The 22,539-nt window shown below is 71.7% G+C and carries 20 protein-coding genes; 8 read left to right on the forward strand and 12 right to left on the reverse strand.

From position 1 onward, the window contains the following. Positions 1–100: 100 nt before the first annotated feature. The 3 genes from BG418_RS18165 to BG418_RS18175 are packed head-to-tail and all read right to left on the reverse strand — an operon-like array spanning position 101 to position 2,917. Complete coding sequence (locus BG418_RS18165) at positions 101–1,372, reverse strand: ATP-grasp domain-containing protein (RefSeq protein WP_188274954.1); 1,272 nt, start codon at positions 1,370–1,372, stop codon at positions 101–103. A 23-nt stretch (positions 1,373–1,395) separates the two neighbouring features. Next, complete coding sequence (locus BG418_RS18170; RefSeq protein WP_188274955.1) at positions 1,396–1,866, reverse strand: pyridoxamine 5'-phosphate oxidase family protein; 471 nt, start codon at positions 1,864–1,866, stop codon at positions 1,396–1,398. A 31-nt stretch (positions 1,867–1,897) separates the two neighbouring features. Beyond that, a complete protein-coding gene (locus BG418_RS18175; RefSeq protein ID WP_188274956.1) occupies positions 1,898–2,917 on the reverse strand; it encodes a dipeptide epimerase in 1,020 nt (339 codons plus the stop codon). 485 nt (positions 2,918–3,402) lie between these two features. Here BG418_RS18175 and BG418_RS18180 point away from each other — a divergent pair, with 485 nt between their 5' ends. The 7 genes from BG418_RS18180 to BG418_RS18210 are packed head-to-tail and all read left to right on the forward strand — an operon-like array spanning position 3,403 to position 12,550. Further along, the gene (locus tag BG418_RS18180; RefSeq protein ID WP_188274957.1) at positions 3,403–4,773 is read left to right on the forward strand and encodes an SUMF1/EgtB/PvdO family nonheme iron enzyme; all 1,371 of its coding nucleotides are present in this window, start codon (positions 3,403–3,405) and stop codon (positions 4,771–4,773) included. Between the two features lie 11 nt (positions 4,774–4,784). Further along, positions 4,785–6,188 (forward strand): MBL fold metallo-hydrolase, encoded by a 1,404-nt coding sequence (locus BG418_RS18185; protein ID WP_188274958.1) that lies wholly within the window; start codon positions 4,785–4,787, stop codon positions 6,186–6,188. Further along, positions 6,185–7,192 carry an alpha/beta hydrolase-fold protein gene (locus BG418_RS18190; RefSeq protein WP_188274959.1) on the forward strand — a complete coding sequence of 336 codons (1,008 nt, stop codon included), beginning with the start codon at positions 6,185–6,187 and terminating at the stop codon, positions 7,190–7,192. The genes BG418_RS18185 and BG418_RS18190 overlap by 4 nt, the downstream gene beginning before the upstream one ends. Next, positions 7,193–8,962 carry an asparagine synthetase B gene (locus BG418_RS18195; RefSeq protein ID WP_188274960.1) on the forward strand — a complete coding sequence of 590 codons (1,770 nt, stop codon included), beginning with the start codon at positions 7,193–7,195 and terminating at the stop codon, positions 8,960–8,962. A gap of 11 nt (positions 8,963–8,973) precedes the next feature. Next, positions 8,974–10,074 carry a hypothetical protein gene (locus BG418_RS18200; protein ID WP_188274961.1) on the forward strand — a complete coding sequence of 367 codons (1,101 nt, stop codon included), beginning with the start codon at positions 8,974–8,976 and terminating at the stop codon, positions 10,072–10,074. Next, on the forward strand, positions 10,071–11,510 hold the full coding sequence (locus BG418_RS18205; RefSeq protein ID WP_188274962.1) for an aldehyde dehydrogenase: 1,440 nt from the start codon (positions 10,071–10,073) through the stop codon (positions 11,508–11,510). Before BG418_RS18200 ends, BG418_RS18205 begins: the two co-directional genes overlap by 4 nt. Beyond that, complete coding sequence (locus BG418_RS18210; RefSeq protein ID WP_188274963.1) at positions 11,507–12,550, forward strand: low specificity L-threonine aldolase; 1,044 nt, start codon at positions 11,507–11,509, stop codon at positions 12,548–12,550. The genes BG418_RS18205 and BG418_RS18210 overlap by 4 nt, the downstream gene beginning before the upstream one ends. 267 nt (positions 12,551–12,817) lie before the next feature. Here BG418_RS18210 and BG418_RS18215 read toward each other — a convergent pair whose 3' ends face one another. Beyond that, positions 12,818–12,985 (reverse strand): hypothetical protein, encoded by a 168-nt coding sequence (locus BG418_RS18215; protein WP_223185028.1) that lies wholly within the window; start codon positions 12,983–12,985, stop codon positions 12,818–12,820. 483 nt (positions 12,986–13,468) lie between these two features. On the opposite strand from BG418_RS18215, the gene BG418_RS40915 reads away from it, so the two are divergent. Further along, positions 13,469–14,368 (forward strand): LuxR C-terminal-related transcriptional regulator, encoded by a 900-nt coding sequence (locus BG418_RS40915; RefSeq protein WP_188274965.1) that lies wholly within the window; start codon positions 13,469–13,471, stop codon positions 14,366–14,368. A 307-nt stretch (positions 14,369–14,675) separates the two neighbouring features. Here BG418_RS40915 and BG418_RS18225 read toward each other — a convergent pair whose 3' ends face one another. From BG418_RS18225 to BG418_RS18260, 8 genes are read right to left on the reverse strand one after another with little or no spacing between them, the layout of a single operon-like run. Then, positions 14,676–15,134, reverse strand: coding sequence for a rhodanese-like domain-containing protein (locus BG418_RS18225; protein ID WP_188274966.1), 459 nt, complete (start codon positions 15,132–15,134; stop codon positions 14,676–14,678). Next, entirely contained in the window at positions 15,131–15,973 is an 843-nt protein-coding gene (locus BG418_RS18230; protein ID WP_188274967.1) for a hypothetical protein, read from the reverse strand. The genes BG418_RS18225 and BG418_RS18230 overlap by 4 nt, the downstream gene beginning before the upstream one ends. Beyond that, entirely contained in the window at positions 15,970–17,607 is a 1,638-nt protein-coding gene (locus BG418_RS18235) for a class I tRNA ligase family protein (RefSeq protein ID WP_188274968.1), read from the reverse strand. The genes BG418_RS18230 and BG418_RS18235 overlap by 4 nt, the downstream gene beginning before the upstream one ends. Continuing rightward, positions 17,604–18,206 carry a serine O-acetyltransferase EpsC gene (gene epsC / locus BG418_RS18240; RefSeq protein WP_188274969.1) on the reverse strand — a complete coding sequence of 201 codons (603 nt, stop codon included), beginning with the start codon at positions 18,204–18,206 and terminating at the stop codon, positions 17,604–17,606. The genes BG418_RS18235 and epsC overlap by 4 nt, the downstream gene beginning before the upstream one ends. Continuing rightward, entirely contained in the window at positions 18,193–19,401 is a 1,209-nt protein-coding gene (locus BG418_RS18245; RefSeq protein WP_188274970.1) for an FAD-binding oxidoreductase, read from the reverse strand. Before BG418_RS18245 ends, epsC begins: the two co-directional genes overlap by 14 nt. After that, the gene (locus BG418_RS18250; RefSeq protein ID WP_188274971.1) at positions 19,398–19,811 is read right to left on the reverse strand and encodes a cupin domain-containing protein; all 414 of its coding nucleotides are present in this window, start codon (positions 19,809–19,811) and stop codon (positions 19,398–19,400) included. Before BG418_RS18250 ends, BG418_RS18245 begins: the two co-directional genes overlap by 4 nt. A gap of 30 nt (positions 19,812–19,841) precedes the next feature. After that, the gene (locus BG418_RS18255; RefSeq protein WP_188274972.1) at positions 19,842–21,137 is read right to left on the reverse strand and encodes a SidA/IucD/PvdA family monooxygenase; all 1,296 of its coding nucleotides are present in this window, start codon (positions 21,135–21,137) and stop codon (positions 19,842–19,844) included. Next, complete coding sequence (locus tag BG418_RS18260) at positions 21,134–22,531, reverse strand: diaminobutyrate--2-oxoglutarate transaminase family protein (protein WP_188274973.1); 1,398 nt, start codon at positions 22,529–22,531, stop codon at positions 21,134–21,136. Before BG418_RS18260 ends, BG418_RS18255 begins: the two co-directional genes overlap by 4 nt. Positions 22,532–22,539 lie beyond the last annotated feature (8 nt).

The raw sequence follows: 22,539 nt of genomic DNA on the forward strand, positions 1-22,539 counted from the left end.
GCGGCGCATGCTGTGGCGCCCTCGCGCCCAACTACGAACACTGTACGGAGTCCGTACAGTGTTCGCAAGCTTCGTACGCCGTACGCGATCGGCTGTCAGCTCATGACTCGTCCGCCTCTATGTCGTAGAAGCCCTCCCTCTCCCACCGGCGGATCGTCTCGTGGTCCCTCGCCACCACCTCCGCGTCCGCGTGGATCAGGTAGACCGCGCCCGGGCGCGTGAAGAGGTCCGTGGTCTGAGGGATGTACTCGCCCGCCTTGGGCGCCGGAGCCAGCAGGCTGTGGAAGGACGGGAGGGTGTGCAGCGGGCTCCAGTCCAGGTCGCGACGGAGACGGCCGCCCCTCGGGCAGATGAAGCTGACACCGCGCGCCACCCGCTGGAGCGGGGGCGCGGGCGGGCCGCCCCGGGCGTACAGATCCGGGTCGATCAACGCGTGCACCGCCTCCGCCACCGGGTTGCGACCCGTCGCCCGGGTGATCGCGGAGAGGTCGGCGGTGCCCTGCGGGCGCGCGGCCGTCTCCACCAGGCGGGGACCGGCGGGGGTCCCGATCACCTCCGTGTGGGACGGGCCCCACTCGATGCCGACAGCGGTCAGGGACGCGCCCACGTACGCGGTGATCTCCTCCACCGCCCCCGGATCCACCAGCTCCGTGTAGTCGTACACCGGCGACGATCCCACCACCGTCTTCACCGACCGCCACACCTCAAGGACCGTGTGACGGCCACCCGCGCTCACGCAGTTGACCATGTACTCGTCGCCCTGGAGATACTCCTGGACCAGTACGGAGTCATTGCGCTCGCCGTAGATCGACTCGCTGCCCAGCAGCTTCTCCGCCGCCCCGGCCACCTCCTCCGGGTCCGCGCAGAACACCACCCCGTCCGTGCCCCCGCTGCGCAGCGGCTTGACGATCACCGGGCCCGAACCGTTCCGCCGCGCGACCTCCCGGGCCTCGGCCGCCGAAGTCACCGCCGTGTGCCACGCCGTGGGCACCCCGGCCGCCGCCAGCGCGCGCTGCATCGCCAGTTTGTCGCGGCGGGCCGCCGAGGTCGCGGGGTGGTTGTGCCGGGTGACGCCCAGCTCGGCGGCGAGGCGGTCGGCCAGGGCGACGCCGGAGTCCGTGCCCGCGATCACCCAGCCGACCTGGTGGCGGCGCACCTCCGACAGCAGCGCCGCCCAGTCCCCGTCGTACGCGTAACACGCCCGGTACGTCTCCGGCGCGAACGTCCGCAGATGCGCCTCGGAGCGCTCCGCCCGGTTCTCCACGTGCACCGAGCCGATCCCGTACGCCGTGAAGGCCGGGGCCAGCAGCGCGCCGGTGGAGTGGCCGTCCACCACGACCGCCACCCGCTCGTTCATCGTCTGAACCGGCACCGAATCTCCCTCTGTTGGGACTGTTACCGCGGCTTGGCCGCCAACCACTCGCCGTCCTTCATCAGCGTCCGGCCCGCCAGTTCATTGACCTCCCGCCACGCCTGTACGCGGCGGGGGCGGATGCGGAAGTACTGATACGGCTCGGTCTCCTCGCGCGGATCGAAACCCGTCTTCGCGGCGAAGGCGTCCGCCAACTTCTTGTCCAGCGCGTCCTGTTCGATCGGTACGGCCTCGCCCTCGACCAGGATCACGTCCCTCGTCGCGCCGAACGCGAGCCGTACAGAGCCGCCCGCCAGCAGGTTCCTGCTGGTCGGCGACGTGCGGACCGTCGAGATGACGACACTGGTGCCGTCCCAGAGGAACGAGAGCGGGACGAGGTACGGGGTGCCCGTGTCGGACGCCGTCGACACCCACGTGTCGACGTCATCCTCCAACCGCTTCCGCGTGTCCCGGATCCGCTGCTCAAGCGTGCGTGCCGCCGCTGCGTTAGTCATGCCGGCGAAACTACCCCCGAAACACAGGGCCTCACCCCCACAACTCCCGTGCCGGCGGCTGCAACCAGCCGTCCTTCGCCGGCATCCTCGGCTCGATGTCGTCGACGAGCCGAAGGTGGCCGTCCAGGTCGACGAACTCGGCCAGTTGGGCCGCGTGGAAGCCGACGGCGGCGGAGAGCGAACTGCCGGGCAGGCAGCCGACCATGATGCGCAGGCCCTCCCGGCGGGCGCGGCCGATGATGCGCAGGGCCGCCGTGAGGCCGCCGCACTTGTCGAGCTTCACGTTGACCCCGTCGTACAGGCCGCGCACCCGTTCCAGGTCGTCCTCGGTCTCGAAGGACTCGTCGGCGACGATCGGGATGGTGCGGCGCAGGCCCCGCAGACCGGGCTCGGCCGCGTCGCCGACCGGCTGCTCGATCATGCGGACGCGATGCTTGACCAGCAGCGGAAGCATCGTGCGCAGAGTGTCCAGGTCCCAGCCGCCGTTGACGTCGACCACCAGGCGCGCGTCCGGTCGGGCGGCGCGCAGCTTCTCCAGGCGGTGTACGTCGTCGTCGGCGTCCGGGGAGCCGAGCTTGAGCTTGAGGACGTGCGCGGAACGGCTCTCGGCGAGCTCCTGGGCCAACTGGTCAGGGTCCGCGAGGGAGATGGTGGTCATGATCTGGAGGGGCTGGGGCGCGGGGATGCCGAGGAGTCGCCACACGGGGGTGTCGGCCTTCTTGGCCGCCAGGTCCCACAGGGCCGCGTCCAGCGCGTTGCGCGCGGCGCCCCGGCCGAGCCGGGACAGCAGCTCAGCGCGTTCACCCACGTCACCGAGGTCGCTCACACCGCTCTCGACCAGCGGCCCCACCGCTTCGAGTTCGGCGACGGTTTCCTCCGCGGAAACCTCGAAGAAGCTCTCGAAGGGCGCCCCTTCGCCGCGCCCGACATGCTCGCCGTCGCGCAACTCGACGCGTACGACCGTACACGTGAGGTCATGACCGCGCGCGTACGTGTAGGGAAGTGAGAAGGCAATCTCCTGGCGTGACACTGCGAACCGCAAGGAATCCACGCGCCGAACGGTAACCCAGGTTCCGGCATTTTCGACAGGGATGATTGAACTTTTTAGCTGTGACGTGCGCAACAGGTGGTTTCTGGCCAGGTCTTGGCTTGTCAATTCCCCGGACGGAGTCAATCCAAAACCGTCGCGAACAGCGGAACCCTTGATCGACGCACGATATCGGGCAGTGTCAAGGCGACCAAACCAGCCCCGTCCGCGCTCAATTGAAGATCGAGCTGTTGACGGACCACCACAAGCGACGGAACATGATTTGGGTCGGCAAGCGGTTGCTGTCCGGCCGCGGTCGACGGTCTTGTCATTTCCTATGTGGAAGGAGGCTGATTCTGATGTCGGAAAAGGACTTCATGGGAACGCGCGACAACGAGCAGGACACCACGAAGTGGTAGTTGCCTCTTAGCGACGCGATCAAGACGATAAAAGGCCGCCCGCGTGCTTCCAGCGCGGGCGGCCCTCTCAGCGGAGGAGGGAACGATCCGATGGTCGGCAACCTGCCAGCCACGACCGTGGAACTGCCGCCCGAGTTCTTGAAGGTGGACGGGTCCGACGACACCCGGTACTGGGAGTCCGTCCAGTCCGTGGTGGACCTCGCCGACCGTCGCGGCCGGGACCCCAAGGGCGTTCCGATGCTGGTCGGCCTGGCCGTGCAGCATCCGGAGTGGCCGGTCAGGGCGGCTGCGATCAGGCTGCTCGCGGTGCACCACCGGGAGGATCCGGCGGCGGCCGCGGCGGTCGCCGGCGGCACCCACGACCCGGTCGACTGGGTCGCGTTCACCTCCCTCAAGATGATCACAGACCACCGGATACGGGCCGCCGTGCCCGACCTCATCCGGATATCCGGCTGGCCCAGCAATTTCGCCCGCGAGGACTTCTCCCGTAAACCGGTGGGCTGCGGCGCCGCGTTCACCAAGCGGGCGCTGCTCACCATTTTCGGCACCCGGGACCCGGCGGAGCTGCGGCGTCTTGAGGACGAGTACTTCACCGATATGCGGGCCCGTATCAAGGCACATGGAGAACGCCCCCGGCGGACCGAGGACGCGATTCTCGTCCCCGCCGGTCCCTTTCTCGCCGGAACCGCCTCCGCGCAGAGCGGACCTTTCCGTATGACACAGGACGACAATCCGTTACGGGCCGTCGACCTCCCCGCCTTCTTCATCGACCGGACCACCGTCACCAACGCCCGCTACGCCGAGTTCCTGGAAGAGGCCGGCGAAAGCGGGGTGTTCGACCACCCGGACCAGCCCGAGGACGGCAGAAATCACCGTCCGGCACACGGACACGATCCCCGGTTCAACGCACCGGAAATGCCGCAGGTCGGAATCGACTGGTATGACGCGTGGGCGTTCGCGAACTGGGCGGGCGGCTCGCTGCCGAGCGAGCTGCAATGGGAGAAGGCGGCGCGCGGAACGGACGGCCGGACCTACCCCTGGGGGAACACCTGGGATCCGGAGCGGGTGAACTATGTCGAGCGCTCCTACGGGCGGCAGGTGGCCGACCTGGACGAGTTGGAAGCACTGTTGGTCACCACTACCCATGACGACAACCCCGCACACCCCGTCCTTCCCTCCGACAGCCTCCCCGGCGGCGCCAGCCCGTACGGAGTGCTCCAAATGTCCGGGAACGTATGGGAGTTGACCCGGACCAACTTCTACACCGGCGACGACATGGACCCCTTCTTCAAGGGCCGCCACCCGATGGAGTTCATGAACCGCAAGGACGCCTTCCATGTGCTGCGCGGCGGCACCTGGACCTCGCCCGTCGCCTGTCTGACCACGTTCTACCGGGGCAAGGACCTGATCACCGATCTGCACAACGAGGTCGGGTTCCGCTGTGTGTACGAGGCGGAGTGAAAGGCGGAACCATGCGGCTCACCTCCCTCGGCCACGCGGCCGTGCTCATCGAGACCAATGAGCGGCGCATCCTCGTGGACCCCTGGCTCACCCAGCGCCTCGACCGGTTCTGGGAGCACCACCCGGCCCTGCCCGACGGTCTCGATCAGGTCCTGGACGGCGGCGTCGACCACATCGTCTTCAGCCACCACCACTTCGACCACCACCATTTCCCGTCCCTGACCCGGCTGTCGGAGGACGGCGAGGTCGACTTCGACGACAGCCCGCACCGGGCCGCCGAGACCGAGTGCGTCTTCCCCGTCGGGCAGGTCCCGCCCCGCTTCACCGCGTCGGGCCTCGGCCACCAGGCCATTCCGTGGACCCTGCGTCGGCTCGGCTTCGAGCGGCTGACACCGGTCACCCCGGGCGACACCGTCCACCTCGGCGATGTCGTCGTGCGGACCTTCGTCTCGAACGTTCCGTTCCCCGAGATGAGCGTGCTGATCGAGACCGAGGAGGCGGTGGTGATGCTCTGCGGCGACTCGATCCTGCACGAGTCGACCGTCCGCTACTTCGAGCAGCCCGATGTGCGCCCGATCGACGTGGCCTTCGTACCGGCGCACAGCGTCTCGCCGCCCGGTGTCCTCACCGAGCGCAGGCCGCTGATCGACCCGGGCGCGGTACGGGCCCGCGCGGTCGCCAACTTCGACCGGTATGTGACCACCCTGAACGCGGCCGTCACCGTCCCGTCCTCCTTCGGCTGGAAGGTCAGCGGCGACGGCGAGCAGGACTACGACTGGTGCAACCGCACGATCTTCCCGTTCACCCCGTGGGAGGCCCTGGCCCGGCTGGACGAGCTCGGCCATGAGGGACTGCTGTGGGGCCCCGGCCAGATCCTGGAGGTCGCCGGCGGCAAGGCCGAGCTGCGCAACGGGCCGCAGGCGCCCGGAGGTTACGACTTCGAGGCCGTGTACGCCGAGGTCACCCTCGACCCGGACGCCCCGGTTCCCCCCTTCGACCCCGAGCACGACCGCTTCGGCCGCCAGACCCGCCCCTCGCACGCCCTCCTCACCGAGGTCATGGAACGGATCGTCGGCACCGACTTCTGGTACCGGGCGCTCGACAGCGGCGCCACCCACACCATCTCGCTCCACGACGACAACGGCTCCACCCACGCGTATCTGCTCGAACCGGTCAGCGGCCGCATCAGCCACCTCGGCCCGGGCCCGGCCCGCGACCACCTCAGCCAGGACAACGGCTACACCGAGATCGCCGCCAGCACCCTCCAGGCGCTCCTGGACGCCGAGTTGCTCTTCGGCAGCTCGTACGGGCTGTGGGCGAGCAACAGCAATCTGCTCTCCGCCGTCTTCCACCACCCGGCGTACTACACACGGCTGGTCGACCGAGCCCTGACAACGGGAGACGGCCGCGCATGAGTGAACAGCTCGGGACGCGCGTCCTGGTCGAACACACCAGCGCCGCGCTGCGCGACAACCCGCTCGGGGACCCGTACGAGCGCCGCATCGAGGTACTGCTCCCGCCCGGATACGACGAGTCGAAGCGCTATCCCGTCGTCCACTGGCTGCCCGGCTTCGGCGCCAACCCGACGCTGACCGGCCGCGCGCTGGCGTTCGGCGAGGCGCCGGCCGACCGCATCCACCGGGCGATGGCGCGCGGCGAGATCCCGGCCGCGCTGATCGCGGTCCCGGACGCGACCACGGCGTACGGCGGCTCTCAGTACCTGGACTCGCCCGCCTGTGGCCGCTACCTCACGTATCTGGGCGAGGTGGTCGCCGAGGTCGACCGGCGGTTCGCCACCCTGGCCGAGCCGAGGTGGCGGGCGGTGGGCGGGAAGTCGAGCGGCGGATACGGGGCCGTGGTCGCGGCGATGGAGACCGAGCTGTTCGGGGCGGTGCTCGCGCACACCCCGGACGCCGGGTTCGAGCACAGCTATCTGCCGCTGCTGCCGGGGGTTCTGGACACGGTAGAGGCGGCGGGCGGCATGGAACAGCTGCTGGCCAAGCGGGAGTCGGGGCCGCACGACACCCCGTTCATGGTCGCCATGAGCATCCTCGCCATGGGCATGTGTTACGCCGACAAGCCCGGCACCGCGCCCGCCGAGGCGCTGCCCTGCGACCCGCGCACGGGCGTGTTCCGCCCGGAGGTGTGGGAGCGCTGGCTGCGTCATGACCCCGTACGTATGGCCCCCGCGCACAAGGATCAACTCAAGGCGCTGCAACTGCTCTACCTCGACACCGGATTGCGCGACGACTACCACATGCACTGGGGCGCCCGGGCGCTGCACGCCGTCTGGCAGGAGCACGGCGTCGCGCACGAGTACCAGGAGCACGACGGCGGCCACCACGGCATCGAGCACCGCTTCCTGACCTCGCTCGCCCTGCTCGGCCGGGTGTGGGACGGCGCGGGACAGGGGGACTGAATGTGCGGGATCGCGGGCTTCATCAGCCTGGACGGCCCGCGCGAGCGGCCGTGGCTCGGGGCGCTCGGCGCGGCGATGACGGACGCGCTGCACCACCGGGGCGAGTCGGCGGCCGAGCCGTGGATCTCGCCGGACGCCACCGTGATGCTCGCCTGTGTGCGGCTCGCCGTACAGGACCGGTCGGCCGCCGGGGACCAGCCGATGTCCTCGCCGGACGGCCGGGTCACGCTGGTGTCCAACGGTGAGGTGTACGCGTCCCGGGCGCCGCTGCCCGAGCCGTGGCCCCGGCGCACGCACTGCGACACGGAGTTCGTGTTGCAGCAGGTCAGCGAGGTTGAGGACACCGGGCCCGTACTTGCTTCTCTGGACGGGATGTTCGCGCTGGCCTGGCACGACGCGCGCACCGGCCGCACCACGCTGGCCCGCGACCACTTCGGGGTCAAGCCACTGGTGTACTGCCGGGTCGCGGGCGGGCTGCTCTTCGCCTCCGAGCCGCAGGCACTCCTTGCCACGGGGCTGATCGCGCCGGAGGTGGACCGTACCGAGTTCGTGCTGCGCTCCTGGGTGCGGATGGACGCGGCGGACGAACGGACCTGGCTCACCGGCATCGATGCGCTCCAGCCCGCCGAGTATCTGACCGTCGAGGGCTCGCGGGTGCGGACCGGGCGCTACTGGCAGCCGACCCCGTCCGACGAGCCGGTCGGCGCCGAGGAGATCCGCGCCGCCTTCGACCGGGCCGCCGCACTGCGGACCGCCGCCGACGTGCCCCGGGCGGCGGTGCTCAGCGGCGGCGTCGACAGCTCGGCGATCTTCGCTGCGCTGCACACGCGGGGCGTGGAGTTACGCCCGTACGTCCTCCAGTACGAGGACGGCGTCGGCGGGTCGGGCAGCGACGTCGAGCACGCGCGTACGGTCGCCGATGTGCATCAAGTGCCGCTCACCGTCGTCGAGTTGTCGCGGCGCGACGCGGTGAAGCTCATCCCGGAGGTCGCCGGGCGGCTGACGCGGCCGATGCTGCACGGCGCCGAGCTCGCGATGTACCAGCTGTACGAGCGGATCGCCGCCGAGGGGCAGGTCGTCGTCTACTCGGGCCACGGGGCCGACGAGATGTGGGGCTACCAGGACGGCGGCTACTTCCCCGTGGTCGCCCCCGACGCCCCCACCCATCTGCACGGCCGCCACTACCTCACCCACCGCCTCTACCCGGACGAGCGGCCGGTGTGGGGTGAGCTGGTGGAGTGGATGGCGGCCGGGCTCGACGTCGACATGGACGAGATCCGGGAGCGGGTGTGGGAGCGGGTGCTGCGCGAGTACCGCGCGCTCGACACCCTCGACCCCGTCAAACGCGGCCGCCACCATCTGATGCGCCGCTTCCTGGTGTACGTGAACGACATGGTCGACCTGACGTCGTCCACGTACACGCTGGAGGACCGGCCCGTCTTCCAGGACGTGACGCTCGCCGAGCTCGCCTTCCGCTGCCCGGAGCACCTGAAGAGCACGGGACGGCCCGGCGACCACAAGGACCTCCTGAAGGAGGCGCTGAGCGGGCTGCTGCCGCCGACCGTCGTCCGGCGCCGTAAGCAGGGCTTCCCGGCCCCCTCCGACCCGTCGTACCGAGAAGCGCTGCGGAGTCTCGCGGACGAGCAGGGCATGCCCTTCGGGCTACCGGAGCCGCCGGAGGCGCTGCGCTCAGCACTCGGCACCGGCGAGCTCATGTACCTCGCGTCCAGCGCGGCCTGGCTCACCCGAACCACGCTCACAGGGAAGTAGGACAGAACCCCATGGCCTCCACCGAACTCTGGCACTGGCGCACCGCGCCCGACGCGGCCGCCCTGGAGGACGTGCCGCCGCACCTCACGCCCCAAGAGGCCCAGGAGTGGTGCAACTTCACGCTGTGGCACCCCTCCGCGCTGCCCGAGGGATGCGACACGGCCGTCGGCACCCTGCGCAAGGAGGCGCCGCCCGGGCGCACCGGCCCGGAGGCGGGGCGTTCGCCCTGGTCGGCCGCCAATCCGGCCGCGTTCCGCACCGAGATCAGCGGCCCGGGCCGCAGTCTGCGGATCAAGCAGTTCCTGTACGACTGGGCGTTCCCGGCGGCCGACCACCCGGCCCTGTGGGGCAGCGAGACCCGGCACTTCCCGATCGGCTCGGGCCGGGTGGTGTGGCTCGGCACCGACTACCTCGGGCATGCGGCGGCGTCGGCGCGGATGCTGCGGACGACCGTCGAACTCTCCGTATTGGAGGGCGAGTTCAGCGGAGAGGAGCTGGTGGAGCTGTACCGGTCGCTGCGGCCCGCCGTCGCGGAGGTGCCCGCGCGGGTGGTGCGTACGCCGTTCAGCGCGCTCAGCTACTGGGCGCGGCACCGGGACGTGGAGATGGTGTCGGTGCCGACCGGGCTGTTCACCTTCCACCGCCGCACCCGGCCGCACGAGGGCGATTGGGTGCCCACGGCGGAGCTCGCCGCCTTCCTCGCGCAGCAGCGCCTCCCGGCGTCCCTGGGCGGCTTCGCGTGCGACAGCGCGGCCGTCTTCGCGGACGCCGACGGGTCAGGCGAGCTGGAGGTGATCTACACCTCCGGCGACGGCGACGAGCTGCGGCTCGTACTCCAGCGGCCTGGCGGCGGCCGGATGCCGTTCCCGCCGCAGCGCGAGAAGCACCCGGGCCGGGCCAAGGAGATCTCGTTCGATGGCCGCACGCTCTACCTCGCGTACGTGGACGACGAGGTCGGCCCGTTCGACGCGATGTGGCAGGACGAGGCCACCGGGGTCGAGGGCAAGCTGCTCACCAGCGCGCGGACGGGCCTGGACAAGGAGTTCGTGCTCGCGTGCGTACGGGCGGTCCTCGCCGCCGCGCCGCTGACGGGTGACGGGATGGCCATATGAGCGGTGAGGGGCGGGAGTTGACCGATCCGGCGACCGGCGAGGTGTACGCGCATCTGCCCGACAGCTCGGCCGTGGAGTGCGCCCGGACCGTACGCCTGGCCGCCGGGGCCTTCGACGGCTGGCAGGCGGCCGGGCCACGCCATCGCGCGGAGCGGCTGCACGTGCTGGCCGATCTCGTACGCGGGCGGCGCGCCGACTTCGTCGAGCTGGAGCGGCGCGGTGCGGGCAAGCCGGTCGGGCGGATCGGCGGCGAGGTGGACTTCGCGGTCCGGGCGCTGCGCTGGTTCGCCGAGCAGGCGCTGCGGCCGGCGGGCGAGATCCATCCGTCGGGCCCGGGCACGCGCGCGTACACCGACCGGGTGCCGCTCGGGGTGTGCGCGGCGATCGTGCCGTCCAACTACCCGCTGCTGATGGCTGCTTGGAAGGTGGGCGGCGCGCTCGCGTACGGCAACACGGTCGTCGTGAAGCCCGCGCCGCAGACCCCGCTGAGCGTACGGCTGCTGGTCGAGCTCGGCCGCGAGGCGCTGCCCGCACATGTGCTGGGCGCGGTGTACGGCGGCGCCGAGGTGGGCCGGATGCTGTGCCAGCTCCCCGAGGTCGCGGCCGTCTCCTTCACCGGCTCCACGGAAGCGGGCCGCATCGTGGCCGCCAACTGCGGACGCACGGTCAAACGCGTCTCGCTCGAACTCGGCGGCAAGAACCCCCTGGTCGTCTTCCCGGACGCCGACCTCGACGCCGCCGCGGCCTCGGCGGTCGAGGCGTTCACCGGGAACTCGGGCCAGATGTGCGTCGGCGCGTCCCGACTGATCGTCCACGAGAGCGTGCACGACGACTTCGTACGGGCGGTCGCCGCGCGGGCCGCCGCGCGCCCCCTCGGCCCGACCGACGACCCGCGCACCGAACTGGGCCCGCTGATCACCCCGGAGGCCGTGGAGCGGATCACCTCGGCGGTCCTGGAGGCGGTGACCGAGGGCGTGCAGGCCCTGTTCCCACCCGGCGAGAAGGACGTACGCCCGGACCTCGACGCCCCGCTGAGCGGCGGCAACTACGTCAACCCGGTCGTCCTCGACGAGGTGCCGGACGCACTGCGGGCCTGGCGCGAGGAGCTGTTCGGCCCGGTGCTCGCGGTGCGCTCGTTCCGTACGGAGGAACAGGCGCTGAGCCTCGCGCACGACACCGAGTACGGCCTGTCGGCGTCGCTGTGGACCTCGGACGCGGGCCGGGTCGAACGGTTCGCGCGGCGGCTGCGGGCCGGGATGCTCTGGTTCAACACCTGGGGCGACACGGACGAGCACATCAGCGTGGGGGGCCTGGGGCAGAGCGGGTACGGGCGGGAGCTGGGGGTGCACGCGGTGGAGCAGTACACGCATACGCGGGCGGTGTGGATCGCGCACGGGGTGGGGTCGGGGGGTCCGGCTTCGGGGGGTGCCGGGTGAGCGTCCTTCTGGACTTCCGCAGCGACACCCGGACCGCTCCGGACGCGGCGATGCGGGCCGCGATGGCCGCGGCCGAGGTGGGCGACGACGCGTACGGGGACGATCCTTGCGTACTGCGGCTTGAGGAGGCGGGGGCGCGGCTGCTCGGGAAGGAGGCGGCGCTGTTCCTGCCGAGCAGCACGATGACCAATCTGGTCGCGGTGCTCGCCGCCGCGCCGGACCCCGGGACCCGGCTGCTCACCGGTGCGCACACGCATGTGGCGCGCTTCGAGGACGCGGGGATGCGGCGGTTCGCGCGCGTCGAGCTGGTGCCGCTGGCGCAGCGCGACGACGGTGCGCCCGACCCGGACGCGCTGGAGGCGGCGCTGCGGGAGGGCGCTCGCGCCGGTCGGCCGCAGGTCGTCTCGCTGGAGAACACCTGCATGCTGCACACGGGCAACGCGCTGGAGCTCGCGGTCCTGGACCGGCTGGCGGGGCTCGCCCGGTCGTACGGCGCGCACGTCCATCTGGACGGGGCCCGGCTCGCCAACGCCGCCGTCGCGCTCGGCCTGCCGGTCGAGAAGCTGGCGGTCCCGGCGGACAGCGTCACGTTCTGCCTGGCGAAGGGGCTGGGCGCGCCGGTGGGGTCGCTGCTGGGCGCGCCGGCGTCGTTCGTGGACCGGGCTCGGTCGTTACGGCTCCAACTCGGCGGCACCATGCATCAGTCGGGGGTGCTGGCCGCTGCCGCGCTGGCGGGGCTGGAGGGGGTTTCCCGGCTGGCCGAGGACCATGCTTTGGCTGCCGCCTTGGCTCGGGGGCTCGGGTCGGTGCCCGGGGCGGAGGTCGCGGAGCCTCCTTGCCGTACGAACATCGTGACGGTGCGGGTGCGGGGTGTCTCGGGCGTCGAGCTGATGGGGCGGCTCGGGGAGCGGGGTGTGCGGGTGTTGCCGCTGGATGATGGGTGGGTGCGATTTGTTGTGCACCGGGAGCATCGGGATACGGCAGTGCCGGTGGTGGTGCGGGCGGTGTCGGACGCGGTCCGTTTGCGGCCCGGCGGCTGATCCCCCACCCCGCCCCTTCCCGAAAGCCTCCGGCGGTTGTCGGTCGGCTGCGGGCCGGTGGGGGCTGGTCGCGCAGTTCCCCGCGCCCCTAGGAGCGCCCTCCGGGCGCATTTAAGGGGCGCGGGGAACTGCGCGAGCAACCCAGCACGATCCGCAGACGAAGAACCCGGCCGCCCGCCCAGGGCTTTCGGGAAGGGGCGGGGTGGGGCCAAGGGGCGCGGGGAACTGCGCGGGCAACCACGCACGATCCGCAGGCGAACCACCGGGTCAGGCGACCGTCGCGTCCCAGCCCGGCTCGGTGGGGGCGGTCGGGGCCGCGACGGCGGCGGAGGCCGGGGTGGCCGCGAACGCCGTCGCGCCGCACAGGGCGAGCAGGGCGGCAGCGGTGACCGTGACGAGCTGGGTGACGACCTTGCGGCGCATTCGGGGCCTCATATCGCTTTCGTCGGGATGACTGGCAGTTGGCCGGTTTCTTTCCCTTCCGGCGAGCACCATCGTGCCGAGGGCACACGGCCGGTGTCGTCGATTCCGGCTGGCACAAAACGCTCTGACACGACCGTGCCAGGCCGTACGACCAGGGCTTCCGCACCCTCCGCACAGCCACCCCACAGCCTCGTCAGCGGCGACGGTGACGCATGGTCATGACCATGCCTGTCCGCGTAATGGACGGTGTTTGCGCAGGCGGCAAGTGGTCTACACAATCCACTCGACAAAAGATCGCCCTTTGGGGAGGCCGCACGGGCGCCGTGTCTTCACGGCGCCTCTTCCCCGCCGCCAGCGTTGTCGGTCCGCTCCACGTGCGAGCCGCTCCAACTCGCGACCGGGGGGAAAACCGTGCTCGTCCCACTTGGGCTGACCGAACGTTCCGACACGTTGTACCGGCTGATTCTCAGACAGCCAGAACTGAGGGTTCCGGGGGTGGTGGACACCCTCGGAAGACCCGAGGACGAAGTCCGCGCAGATCTTGAGGAGTTGACCCGCCTCTCGCTCCTCGCACCGTCCTGGCGGACCGACGGGCAGCTGCGGGCGGTGCATCCGAAGGCCGCGCTCGACTCGCTCCTCGCCCACCAACAGGCCGAGATCGCCCAGCGCCATCGCGCGCTCGCCGAGAGCCAGGCGGCCGCGAGCGCGCTGCTCTCGCAGTACGCCGAGCTCCACCCGGCCCGCGAGACGCACGAGGCCGAACGTTTCCAGGGCCTCGACGCGGTCCGGGCCAAACTCACCGAGCTGAGCTCGCGCACGCGACGTGAGTCCGTCGCCTTCATGCCGGGCGGCGCGCAGAGCCCCGCCTCGTACAAGGCGAGCGAGCCGCTGTCGCAGGAACTGCTCGACCGGGGGGTCCGCATCCGTACGCTCTACCTCGACTCCATCCGCAACGACCCCGCGAGCTTCGAGCACGCGCGGTGGCTGACGGAACGGGGCGGTGGCGTACGTACGGTGCCCGCGCTGCCGATGCGGATGTACATCAGCGACCGGGAGTCGGCGATGGTGCCGATCGATCCGGCCGACTCCACGCAGGGCGCTGTGCTGCTGCGGGAGCCTGGCGCCGTGGCGGCGTTCTGCGCGCTGTTCGACGCGGTGTGGGAGACGGCGACGCCGTTCGGGGAGCCGCCGCGCCGTAGCCTGGACGACCCCGGCTCACAGCCCCGCGAGCTGCTTCGTCTCCTGGCCCAGGGCTACACGGACGAGGCCGCGGCCCGCCGCCTCGGCATCTCCCTGCGCAGCGAGCGCCGCCTGATCTCCGAGCTGATGGAGAAACTCAACGCGCAGAGCCGTTTCCAACTGGGCCAACGAGCGGCGGAACACGGCCTGTTGTAACCGGGTGGGCTCGCTTCCGTCTGCGGACCGTGGCTGGCTGGTCGCGCAGTTCCCCGCGCCCCTTGGCCCCCACCCCGCCCCTTCCCGAAAGCTCTGGGCGAGCGGCCAGGTTGTTCGGCTGCGGGCCGGTGGGGGCTTGTCGCGCAGTTCCCCGCGCCCCTGGGGGACTGTGGCTGAGCCAAGCTTTCCGGCTGCGGCGGACTACCTAAGGGGCGCGGGGAACTGCGCGATCAGCCCCTACCGGTCCGCAGACGAACGACATCCGCCGGAGGCTTTCGGGAAGGGGCGGGGTGGGGAAAAGGAACGCTCAGCAACCGCAGACCGCACCGGCGGCAACCGGCGCAGTAAGCGGATCCGGGGCCCCGCGCCGCACCCCGTCGACGTCCTCCACCGCGAACCCTTCCCGCGACCAGTACTCGAACCCGCCCAACATCTCCTTCACCTGATACCCCAGAGACGCGAACGCGTACGCCGCCCGGGTAGCCCCATTGCACCCCGGCCCCCAGCAATACGTGACAACCACGCTCCCGGCCGGCAAGGCCCCCGCCACGATGTCGTCGGTGGGCAGGTGCACGGCCCCCGGTATGTGCCCCTGCGCCCACGCCTCGGCGCTGCGACTGTCGACGAGGACGAACCCGCCCGCACCGCTCTCGATGTCCGCGTGAACGTCGGCCACGTCGGCCTCGAAGGTGAAGCGACGGTGGAAGTGGGCGGCGGCGACGGCCGGATCGGCGGGCGGGGTGCGCAGCACCTTGGAAACGGTCATGAGCGTGAACTCCTCAGAGGAAGGGAAAAAGCTACGAACAGAAAAATGGCCGCAGTGGCCAGGCCAGGACCGAGCAGCAGAACCGGCAGAGGAAGCCCCGTGGCGAGAGCCCCCAGAGCGAGCACCGCACCCGGCACCCGACTGGCCCGCCGCCCCGTGAGCTCGGCCCAACGGACGCCGGTGGCCCGGAGATTGGTGCAGCAGTAGAGCAGACAGAGAACGGCGGACGCGACGCCAAGGCCGGGGGGTACGGGCAGGACGCGCCCGGGCGGGTGCAACACGAGCGCGTACAACACCGCCGCCACGGCGACCGCACCCAACACACTCCCAAGCCGCACACCCACCACCCCCTCCAACCCCACCCACCCGAACAACAACGGCACCGCCACCACCACCGCAGGCCAACCAGCCGTCGGCGAGCCGGGGTTGGCCGGGCCGCACAGCCACCACACCGCCGCCGCCCCCAGCACCAGCCACAACCGCACCCGGCAAACCACCCCCGGCGGCGTCCACACCGCCCCCACCGCCAGCACGGCCACCGCGACCACGTACGGCTCTCGCCCCACGAACCGGCCCGCGCCGAGCGCCACGGCTGCCTGGCCGGTGGCGATCCCCGCGAAGTACAGGGCGTTCACGGCCCGGGCCGAACGGCCGCCGAGCCGGGCCCGTACGAACGCGACCGGGCCATCCGCAGACGTACCCCCCACCCGCGCCACCAGCACGCACCACCCGGCCAGCACGGTCGCGAGCACCAGCCCGGTCACCGGCGGCACCCGCCCCAGCGCCTCGGGCAGCAGCAGCACGCCCAGGCCCAGCACCGCGCCCAGCGGGCCCGTCACGACAGCTCGTGGAAGAACAGCGGCACCGACCCCGGCACCGCCGTGCCCTCCGGCAGCAATTCCCCCTCCAGCAGGGCCCATTCGGGCATCCGGGTCGCCTGGTTCACCGGCAGGCCGAGGTGGCCCGCCAGGAACGCCGACCAGCCCGGCATCAGCGGCGCCGCCGCCACCGCGACCGCCGCCAACAGCTCGGCGTGTGCGGCGAGCCGGGACGCGTACTGCTCGCGCGGGGCCGAGGCTCGCAGCAGCGCCAGCTCGCGGAGGTCGTCCGTCGCCCGGTCCACGACCGTGGCGATCGCCGCCGCCGCCCGCTGCGGCGAGAACGCCTCCGCGCCCAGGGCGGCTGCGATCTCCCGGGGCAACGCGTCCCGTTCGGCCCTGAGCGGGTCGCCGCCCCCGGCGGGAACCGTCGAGTCGAAGTCCTGCGACAGGAGGTCGAGGACCGTGTCCGTCCACCGCTCGATGCCGCCCGCGAGGACCGTGCTCATCGTGTCCGCGAACTCCTTCATGGAGAAGTTGTTCTGCTCCCGCTCGGGGCCGGTCAGGCACAGGTGGAAGCGGAGCGCGTCGGCGTTCACCCGGCGCAGGAACTCGCCGCCCCAGATCGCGTGGCCCCGGCTGGTGGAGAACTTGTCGCCCTCAAGACGGTAGAACTCGTTGATCACCACCTGGGACGGGAGCGTCAGTTCGCCCTGGGCGAGCAGCAGCGCCGGCCACAGCACCGCGTGCGAGAACGAGCAGTCGAAGCCGATGAAGTTGATCAGCTGGGTGGAGCGGTCGGTCCACAGGCGCTCCCACTCCCCCTCGTCGCCCTCAGACGCCGTCAGCCTCGCAGTCGCCGCCGCGTAGCCCCAGATTCCGCTGAACCAGGTGTCGAGGATGTGGCCCTCCCAGCCGGGCAGCGGCACCGGGACGCCGTACGTCGCCTCGCGGCTGATCGGGGTGGCCGGGAGCGCCCGCTCGAACAGGCCGTCCAGGTACTCCCGCAGCCTCGGCCGCCACTCCGCCTTCGCCTGGGCCGAGGCGTAATAGCCCTCCAGCCGCTCGCGGTAGTTCTCCAGCGGGAAGACGATCCGGCGCAGGGTGGTCGTCCGAGGCGTCTTCCAGCACGCCGTGCACTTCGGTGCCGCCAACCCCGCCGGGTCCTGCGGCAGGCCGCACGCCTCGCAGTACACGCCGTCCGACGGCTCGGCGCAGAACTGGCACTCGCCGCGCACCTCCGCCTCGTACAAGTAGCGCGAGCAGTCCTCGCAGTGGAAGACCGGGAGCTCCTGGACCTCAAGCGCGCCCGACTCCCACAGTTCGAGGAAGAAGCGCTGGACGAAGGCCGTGTGGGTCTCGTCGGTGAGCGGGCGGGTGAACCAGTCGTGGTGCATCGCGCCCAGCGACAGCGTCTCCTCCATGCGGTCGCCGAAGAGTTTCGCCGTGGGGTACGCGGTCGAGTCGATCTCGGCGGCGCGGCGCGGGACGTAGCAGGAGTGCTCGTCGGAGTAACCGACGTAGTGCACGTCGTGGCCGACCTGGCGCAGATGGCGGGTGAGGACGTCGGCGCCGAGGAAGGGGCCGGAGAGATGGCCGAGGTGGAGGTCGCCGTTGGGGTTCGGCGGGGCGCTGGTGACTACGTACGAGGTCATGAGGTGGGGGTTCCTTCGGAGAAGTCGGAGAAGAGGGTGGTTTCCAGGGGCGGGAGCGCGTACGAGGTCGCCGCGACCACCCGGCTGCGCGGCGGCAGGTCGTCGAGGACGACCGAGTGCGCGCCGATGCGGGAGTCGGCGCCGACGGTGACCGGGCCGAGCACGCTGGCGCCGGTGCCGATGACCACGCGGTCGCCGATCACCGGGTGGCGGCGCGCCCCGGACGGGCGGCGCAGGTCCTTCCACCAGCCGACCGAGCCGAGGGTGACCTGGTGGTAGAGCATCACGTCGTCGCCGATGCGCACGGTCTCGCCGATGACCACGGCCGTACCGTGGTCGACGAAGAACCGGCGGCCGATCCGCGCGCCCGGGTGGATCTCGATCCCGGAGACCGCGCGGGCCAGCAGCGACAGGGCGCGGGCCGACACCCGGTGGCCCCGGTTCCACAGCCGGTGCGCGATCCGGTACGTCCACAGGGCGTGGATGTGCGGGTAGAGCAGCACCTCGGCGCGCGAGCGGGCCGCCGGGTCCTTGGCGAGGACGGTCGCCACGTCCTCGGCGAGCACCGCCCGGATCCGCCGCTTGTCACATGTGGTCATACGGCGCCTCCGGCCGGATCGGGCGGCCCGCGAGGAACCGCTGCGGGCGGTAGGGCTCCAGGAGCTCCTGGACCGCCTTGCCGGGGACGGCCCCGCCCTCGACGATCTCCTTGGCGGCGAGCTCCGCGACGGCGGGCGCGAGCTTGAAGCCGCCGCCGCTGAAGCCGAGCGCCAGGTAGAGGCCGTCGGGGCCGGCCGCGCCGACCACCGGGCGCTTGTCGGGGGTGTAGCCGTCGAGGCCGGAGCGGGTGCCCGCCAGCGGCGCGGTGGCCGCCGCCGGGACCCGGTCCGCGATGGCGTTCAGAGCGGACTCCAGCTCGGCCTCGGTCAACGGCTCTACATCGCGGCCGAGTTCGGTGTCCGGCTTGCTGGGGACGCCGAAGTAGAAGCGGTCCAGGCCGTCCGGCCGGAAGTAGCTGCCGGTGGTGTCGTCGATGCAGGTCGGTACGGAGGCGGCCGCGCCACGCCGCCCGGCGCCGGGCAGTTCGGCCTGGGCCAGGCCGATGCGGCGCGCGGTGACGGGGATGTGGATCCCGAGGTACTCGGCGGGCGCCGAGCCCCAGGCGCCCCCGGCCAGCACCACCAGGGGCGCGTCGATACGGCCGATGGAGGTGAGCACCCCGGTGACGGTGCCCGCGTGCTCCAGGACCTTCAGGGCCCGGATGCCCTCGGAGGGCGAGACGCCGAGCCGGTAGGCGGCGGTGAGCAGCGAGGCGGACGCCGCCATCGGGTCGGCGTAGCCGCCCTCCGGCTCGTACGCGGCGAGCGCCACGCCCTCGGTCCGCAGCCCGGGGTACAGCTCCTTCAGCTCGGCGGGCTCGATCACCTCGACCCGGCGGTAGCCCGCGGCCTCGGTGGCGGCGGCCGCGTTGAAGCGCAGGTCCGCCGCGTGCTCCTCACCGACGAGCATGACGAAGCCGGTACGGCGGTAACCGCAGTCGCCGCCGATGACGTCCGACCACTGCTCGAAGACGGGCAGGCTGCGGGCGGCCAGGCGGGTGTCGGCGCGTGCGGTGTGGTGCAGTCGCAGCAGGCCGCCGGAGCGGGAGGTGGCGCCCTGGGCGTTGACCCGGCCCTGGTCGCACAGGACGATCCGGCCGATCCCGGCGAGCGCCAGCTGATGGGCGATGGCCGCGCCGATCACCCCGCCGCCGACGACGACCGCGTCGGCGTGCGCGTGGACGATGGGACTCATGCGCCCGCCGCCACAGCGCTGTCGTCGATCCCGAACTCGGCCGCCCACTTGGCCCGTTCACGCGCCACCGCCTCCGCGCCGCCCCACCAGATGGTGACGAACCGCAGCTTGGTGTCGCCGTCGTTGGTGAGGTCGTGGTCCTGGAACGGGGTGATGAAGACCGTCTCCCCGGCCCGCACCCGCTGCCGCTCCTCGCCGATCCGCATCACGCCGCTGCCCTCGACGATGAAGAACATCTCGTTCTCGTCGTGGTGGTGCGGCGTGGAGGTGGCGCCGGGCGCGACGTCGACCCAGGCCCCGCCCCAGCCGGGCTCGGCCACCGCGTCGGGCCAGGGGAAGATCCGCCGCCCGCTGACGTTGTACGGCTCCTCGAAGACCATGTCGTCGTCGTGAGCGCTGAAGATGTGCATGCGTACGGGTCCAATCGAAGTGTCGGGAGTTCAGGCGGCGACGGGCTGCCGCAGGCGGCTGCGCAGATCGCGGTGGATGGTGTCGGCCTTGGCGGCCATCTGGCTGAAGGAGGTGGCGCTGCCGATGCCGTGCCGCCACTCGGTGAGACCGTCGAGATAGATCCCGACCTCGCAGTCGTCGGTGGTCCCGGCCCGGTAGGCGCGGGTCACCTCGGGTCGGCCCTGGTCGTCGAGCTTCAAGTACGTTGAGAATGCGGCCAGTTGCTCAGGAAGGGCCGCCTCGCGGTAACCCGTGCAGACCACCACCGCGTCCACCTCGATACGGCCGCGCTCCCCGGTGAAGACCTCCTCGGTCTCCAGGAGCACCCGCTCCCCGTCGACGTCCAGGCCGGTGATCTCGGTGCGCTTGTGCATGTGCAGGCGCTGGCGCCCGGTGAAGCGGTCCTGGTAGACCGCCTGGTAGAGCGCGGTGGAGACGTCCGGGTCGACGGCCGCGTAGTTGGTGGCGCGGGCCTGGCCCAGCGCGCGCTCGCGCTGCTCGCCCTCCAGGCCGTAGAAGTAGTCGGTCTCGTCGGGGAAGTAGACCTCGTTGCTGAAGTGGCCGAGCTCGTACATCCGGAAGCCCGCGTGGCGTACGACCGAGTGGATCTCGGCGTCGGGGTTCCGCGCGGCCAGGTGCAGCACGATCTCGCCCGCCGTCTGGCCCGCGCCGATCACCGCGACCCGCCGCAGCGGGCCGAGCGCGGCCAGGGACGGAAGCAACCGGGAGGCGTGGAAGACGCGCTCGCCCAGATACGGGCGGAACGTGTCGGGAACGTACGCCTCATGGCCGGTCGCCAGCGCCACATTGCGGCCCTCGACGGAGTGCAGCGAGCCGTCGCGGGTGTCGCGGGAGACCACCCGCGCGGACCGCACCCGCCCGTCCGCGTCGGCCAGCGGCTCCACCGCGACCACCTCGCGGTGGTAGTCCACCGGGCCGCGCACCTGCCGGGCCGCCCACTGCACGTAGTCCGACCACTCCAGGCGGCTGACATAGCCGCCCATCAGCGTGAACGGGTAGAAACGGTCGCTCTGTTGGAGGTAGTGCGCGAACGTGAAGCGGGAGCGGGCGTCGCGCGGGGTGGCGAAGTCGCGCAGGAAGTGGTGCTGGATGTCGGTACCGGGCAGCACGAGGTTGGGCTGCCAGGCCGAGTCGGCGGCCTTCTCCAGATAGCGGGCGGCGAGCGGAGCGCCGCCGGTCGCGTCGTCGTGGTCCTCGACGGCGGCCGCGAGCGCGATCCCGGACGGCCCGAAGCCCGCGACGACCAGGTCCTGGACGTCCGTCATCGCGCACCCCCGAGCGAGAGCCCGGCCAGCGCCGCCGTCAGCGACTCGCGCAGGATGCGGCCCGCCGTGTCGATCTCGTACGCCGTGCAGTTGAGCGGCGGCAGCATCCGTACGACACAGTCGTCGCGGCCGCCGAGCTCGACGATCAGGCCCCGGCTCACCGCCTCCCACTGCACCCGCTTGGCCAGCGCCGTGGCGGGGCGGCCGGTCGCCGGGTCGGTGAGCTCGACGCCGGTCATCAACCCGAGCCCGCGCACGTCGGCCACGTACGCGCTGAGCGCGCGCAGGTCCTGGAGGTGGACCATCAGCTGGTCGGCGCGGGCCCGGACGTTCTCCAGGATCCGCTCGCGCCGGACCACCTTCATGGTGGCGACCCCGGCCGCGAAGGCGGGCTGGTTGCCGCGGAAGGTGCCGGAGTGGGCGCCGGGCGCCCAGGTGTCCAGCTTCTTGTCGTAGAGGATGACGGCGGCGGGCAGGCCCATGCCGCTGAGCGCCTTGGACGCGCAGACCACGTCCGGCTCGATGCCGTACTGCTCGAAGGCGAACCAGGTGCCGGTGCGGCCGCAGCCGGACTGCACCTCGTCGACGATCAGCGGGATACCGAGCCGCCGGGTCACCTCGCGCACCCGCTGGACGAACTCCACGTCGGCCGGGATCACACCGCCCTCGCCCTGGACGAGCTCCATGATGACGGCGGCGGGCAGCGTGATGCCGCCGTTGACGTCGGTGAGCGCGCGCTCCAGGAAGGCCGCGCAGTTCACCTGGCAGCTGTCGCGCTTGAGGCCGAGGGGGCAGTTGTGGCAGTTCGAATACGGGAAGAAGTGCACCCCGGGCATCCGGCCGCGTACCGGCTCCTTCTGCTCGACGAGACCGGTCACGCTCATCGCGGCCATGGTGGCGCCGTGGAAGCCGCCCTGGAAGGTGATGATCTCCTCGCGGCCGGTGGCGGTCTTGCAGAGCTTGAGGGCCGCGTCCACGGCGTTGGCGCCGGTCGGGCCGCAGAAGTGGATCCGGGTGCGCTCGCGCATCGGCTCCGGCAGCATGCCGATGGTCAGCTCGGTGAACTCGTCCTTGACCGGGGTCGGGAAGTCGAGGCCGTGCACGAACTCGTCGAGCTGGCGGTGGGCGGCGGCCAGCGGCTCGGGGTGGTTGTGGCCGAGCGAGAGGACGCCCGCGCCGCTGAGGAAGTCGAGGAAGACGTTGCCGTCCAGGTCCTCCACGTAACTGCCCCGGCCGCGGCGGATCGCGATGGGGAGTTTGCGGGGGTAGGAGCGGGAGTTGGACTCTCGGGCGGCCTGGCGGCCCAGGAGCTCGGCGCTGCGGGGGCCCGGCAGGGAGCCGGTGACGCGCGGGCCGGTGAAGCCGGGCGCCGCGTGGTCGACGGTGGCGGTCATGAGGATCG

This window comes from Streptomyces sp. CBMA152 (genome assembly GCF_014596475.1).
GTDB lineage: Bacteria > Actinomycetota > Actinomycetes > Streptomycetales > Streptomycetaceae > Streptomyces.

What these genes read in the sequence shown, in the direction of transcription:
- BG418_RS18180 (WP_188274957.1), top strand. Translation starts at nt 3,403, where the DNA reads ATGGTCGGCAACCTGCCAGCCACGACCGTGGAACTGCCGCCCGAGTTC.
- BG418_RS18235 (WP_188274968.1), bottom strand. Translation starts at nt 17,607, where the DNA reads ATGACCTCGTACGTAGTCACCAGCGCCCCGCCGAACCCCAACGGCGAC.
- BG418_RS18190 (WP_188274959.1), top strand. Translation starts at nt 6,185, where the DNA reads ATGAGTGAACAGCTCGGGACGCGCGTCCTGGTCGAACACACCAGCGCC.
- BG418_RS18170 (WP_188274955.1), bottom strand. Translation starts at nt 1,866, where the DNA reads ATGACTAACGCAGCGGCGGCACGCACGCTTGAGCAGCGGATCCGGGAC.
- epsC (WP_188274969.1), bottom strand. Translation starts at nt 18,206, where the DNA reads ATGACCACATGTGACAAGCGGCGGATCCGGGCGGTGCTCGCCGAGGAC.
- BG418_RS18195 (WP_188274960.1), top strand. Translation starts at nt 7,193, where the DNA reads ATGTGCGGGATCGCGGGCTTCATCAGCCTGGACGGCCCGCGCGAGCGG.
- BG418_RS18200 (WP_188274961.1), top strand. Translation starts at nt 8,974, where the DNA reads ATGGCCTCCACCGAACTCTGGCACTGGCGCACCGCGCCCGACGCGGCC.
- BG418_RS18215 (WP_223185028.1), bottom strand. Translation starts at nt 12,985, where the DNA reads ATGAGGCCCCGAATGCGCCGCAAGGTCGTCACCCAGCTCGTCACGGTC.
- BG418_RS18205 (WP_188274962.1), top strand. Translation starts at nt 10,071, where the DNA reads ATGAGCGGTGAGGGGCGGGAGTTGACCGATCCGGCGACCGGCGAGGTG.
- BG418_RS18245 (WP_188274970.1), bottom strand. Translation starts at nt 19,401, where the DNA reads ATGAGTCCCATCGTCCACGCGCACGCCGACGCGGTCGTCGTCGGCGGC.
- BG418_RS18250 (WP_188274971.1), bottom strand. Translation starts at nt 19,811, where the DNA reads ATGCACATCTTCAGCGCTCACGACGACGACATGGTCTTCGAGGAGCCG.
- BG418_RS18185 (WP_188274958.1), top strand. Translation starts at nt 4,785, where the DNA reads ATGCGGCTCACCTCCCTCGGCCACGCGGCCGTGCTCATCGAGACCAAT.
- BG418_RS18255 (WP_188274972.1), bottom strand. Translation starts at nt 21,137, where the DNA reads ATGACGGACGTCCAGGACCTGGTCGTCGCGGGCTTCGGGCCGTCCGGG.
- BG418_RS18225 (WP_188274966.1), bottom strand. Translation starts at nt 15,134, where the DNA reads ATGACCGTTTCCAAGGTGCTGCGCACCCCGCCCGCCGATCCGGCCGTC.
- BG418_RS18260 (WP_188274973.1), bottom strand. Translation starts at nt 22,531, where the DNA reads ATGACCGCCACCGTCGACCACGCGGCGCCCGGCTTCACCGGCCCGCGC.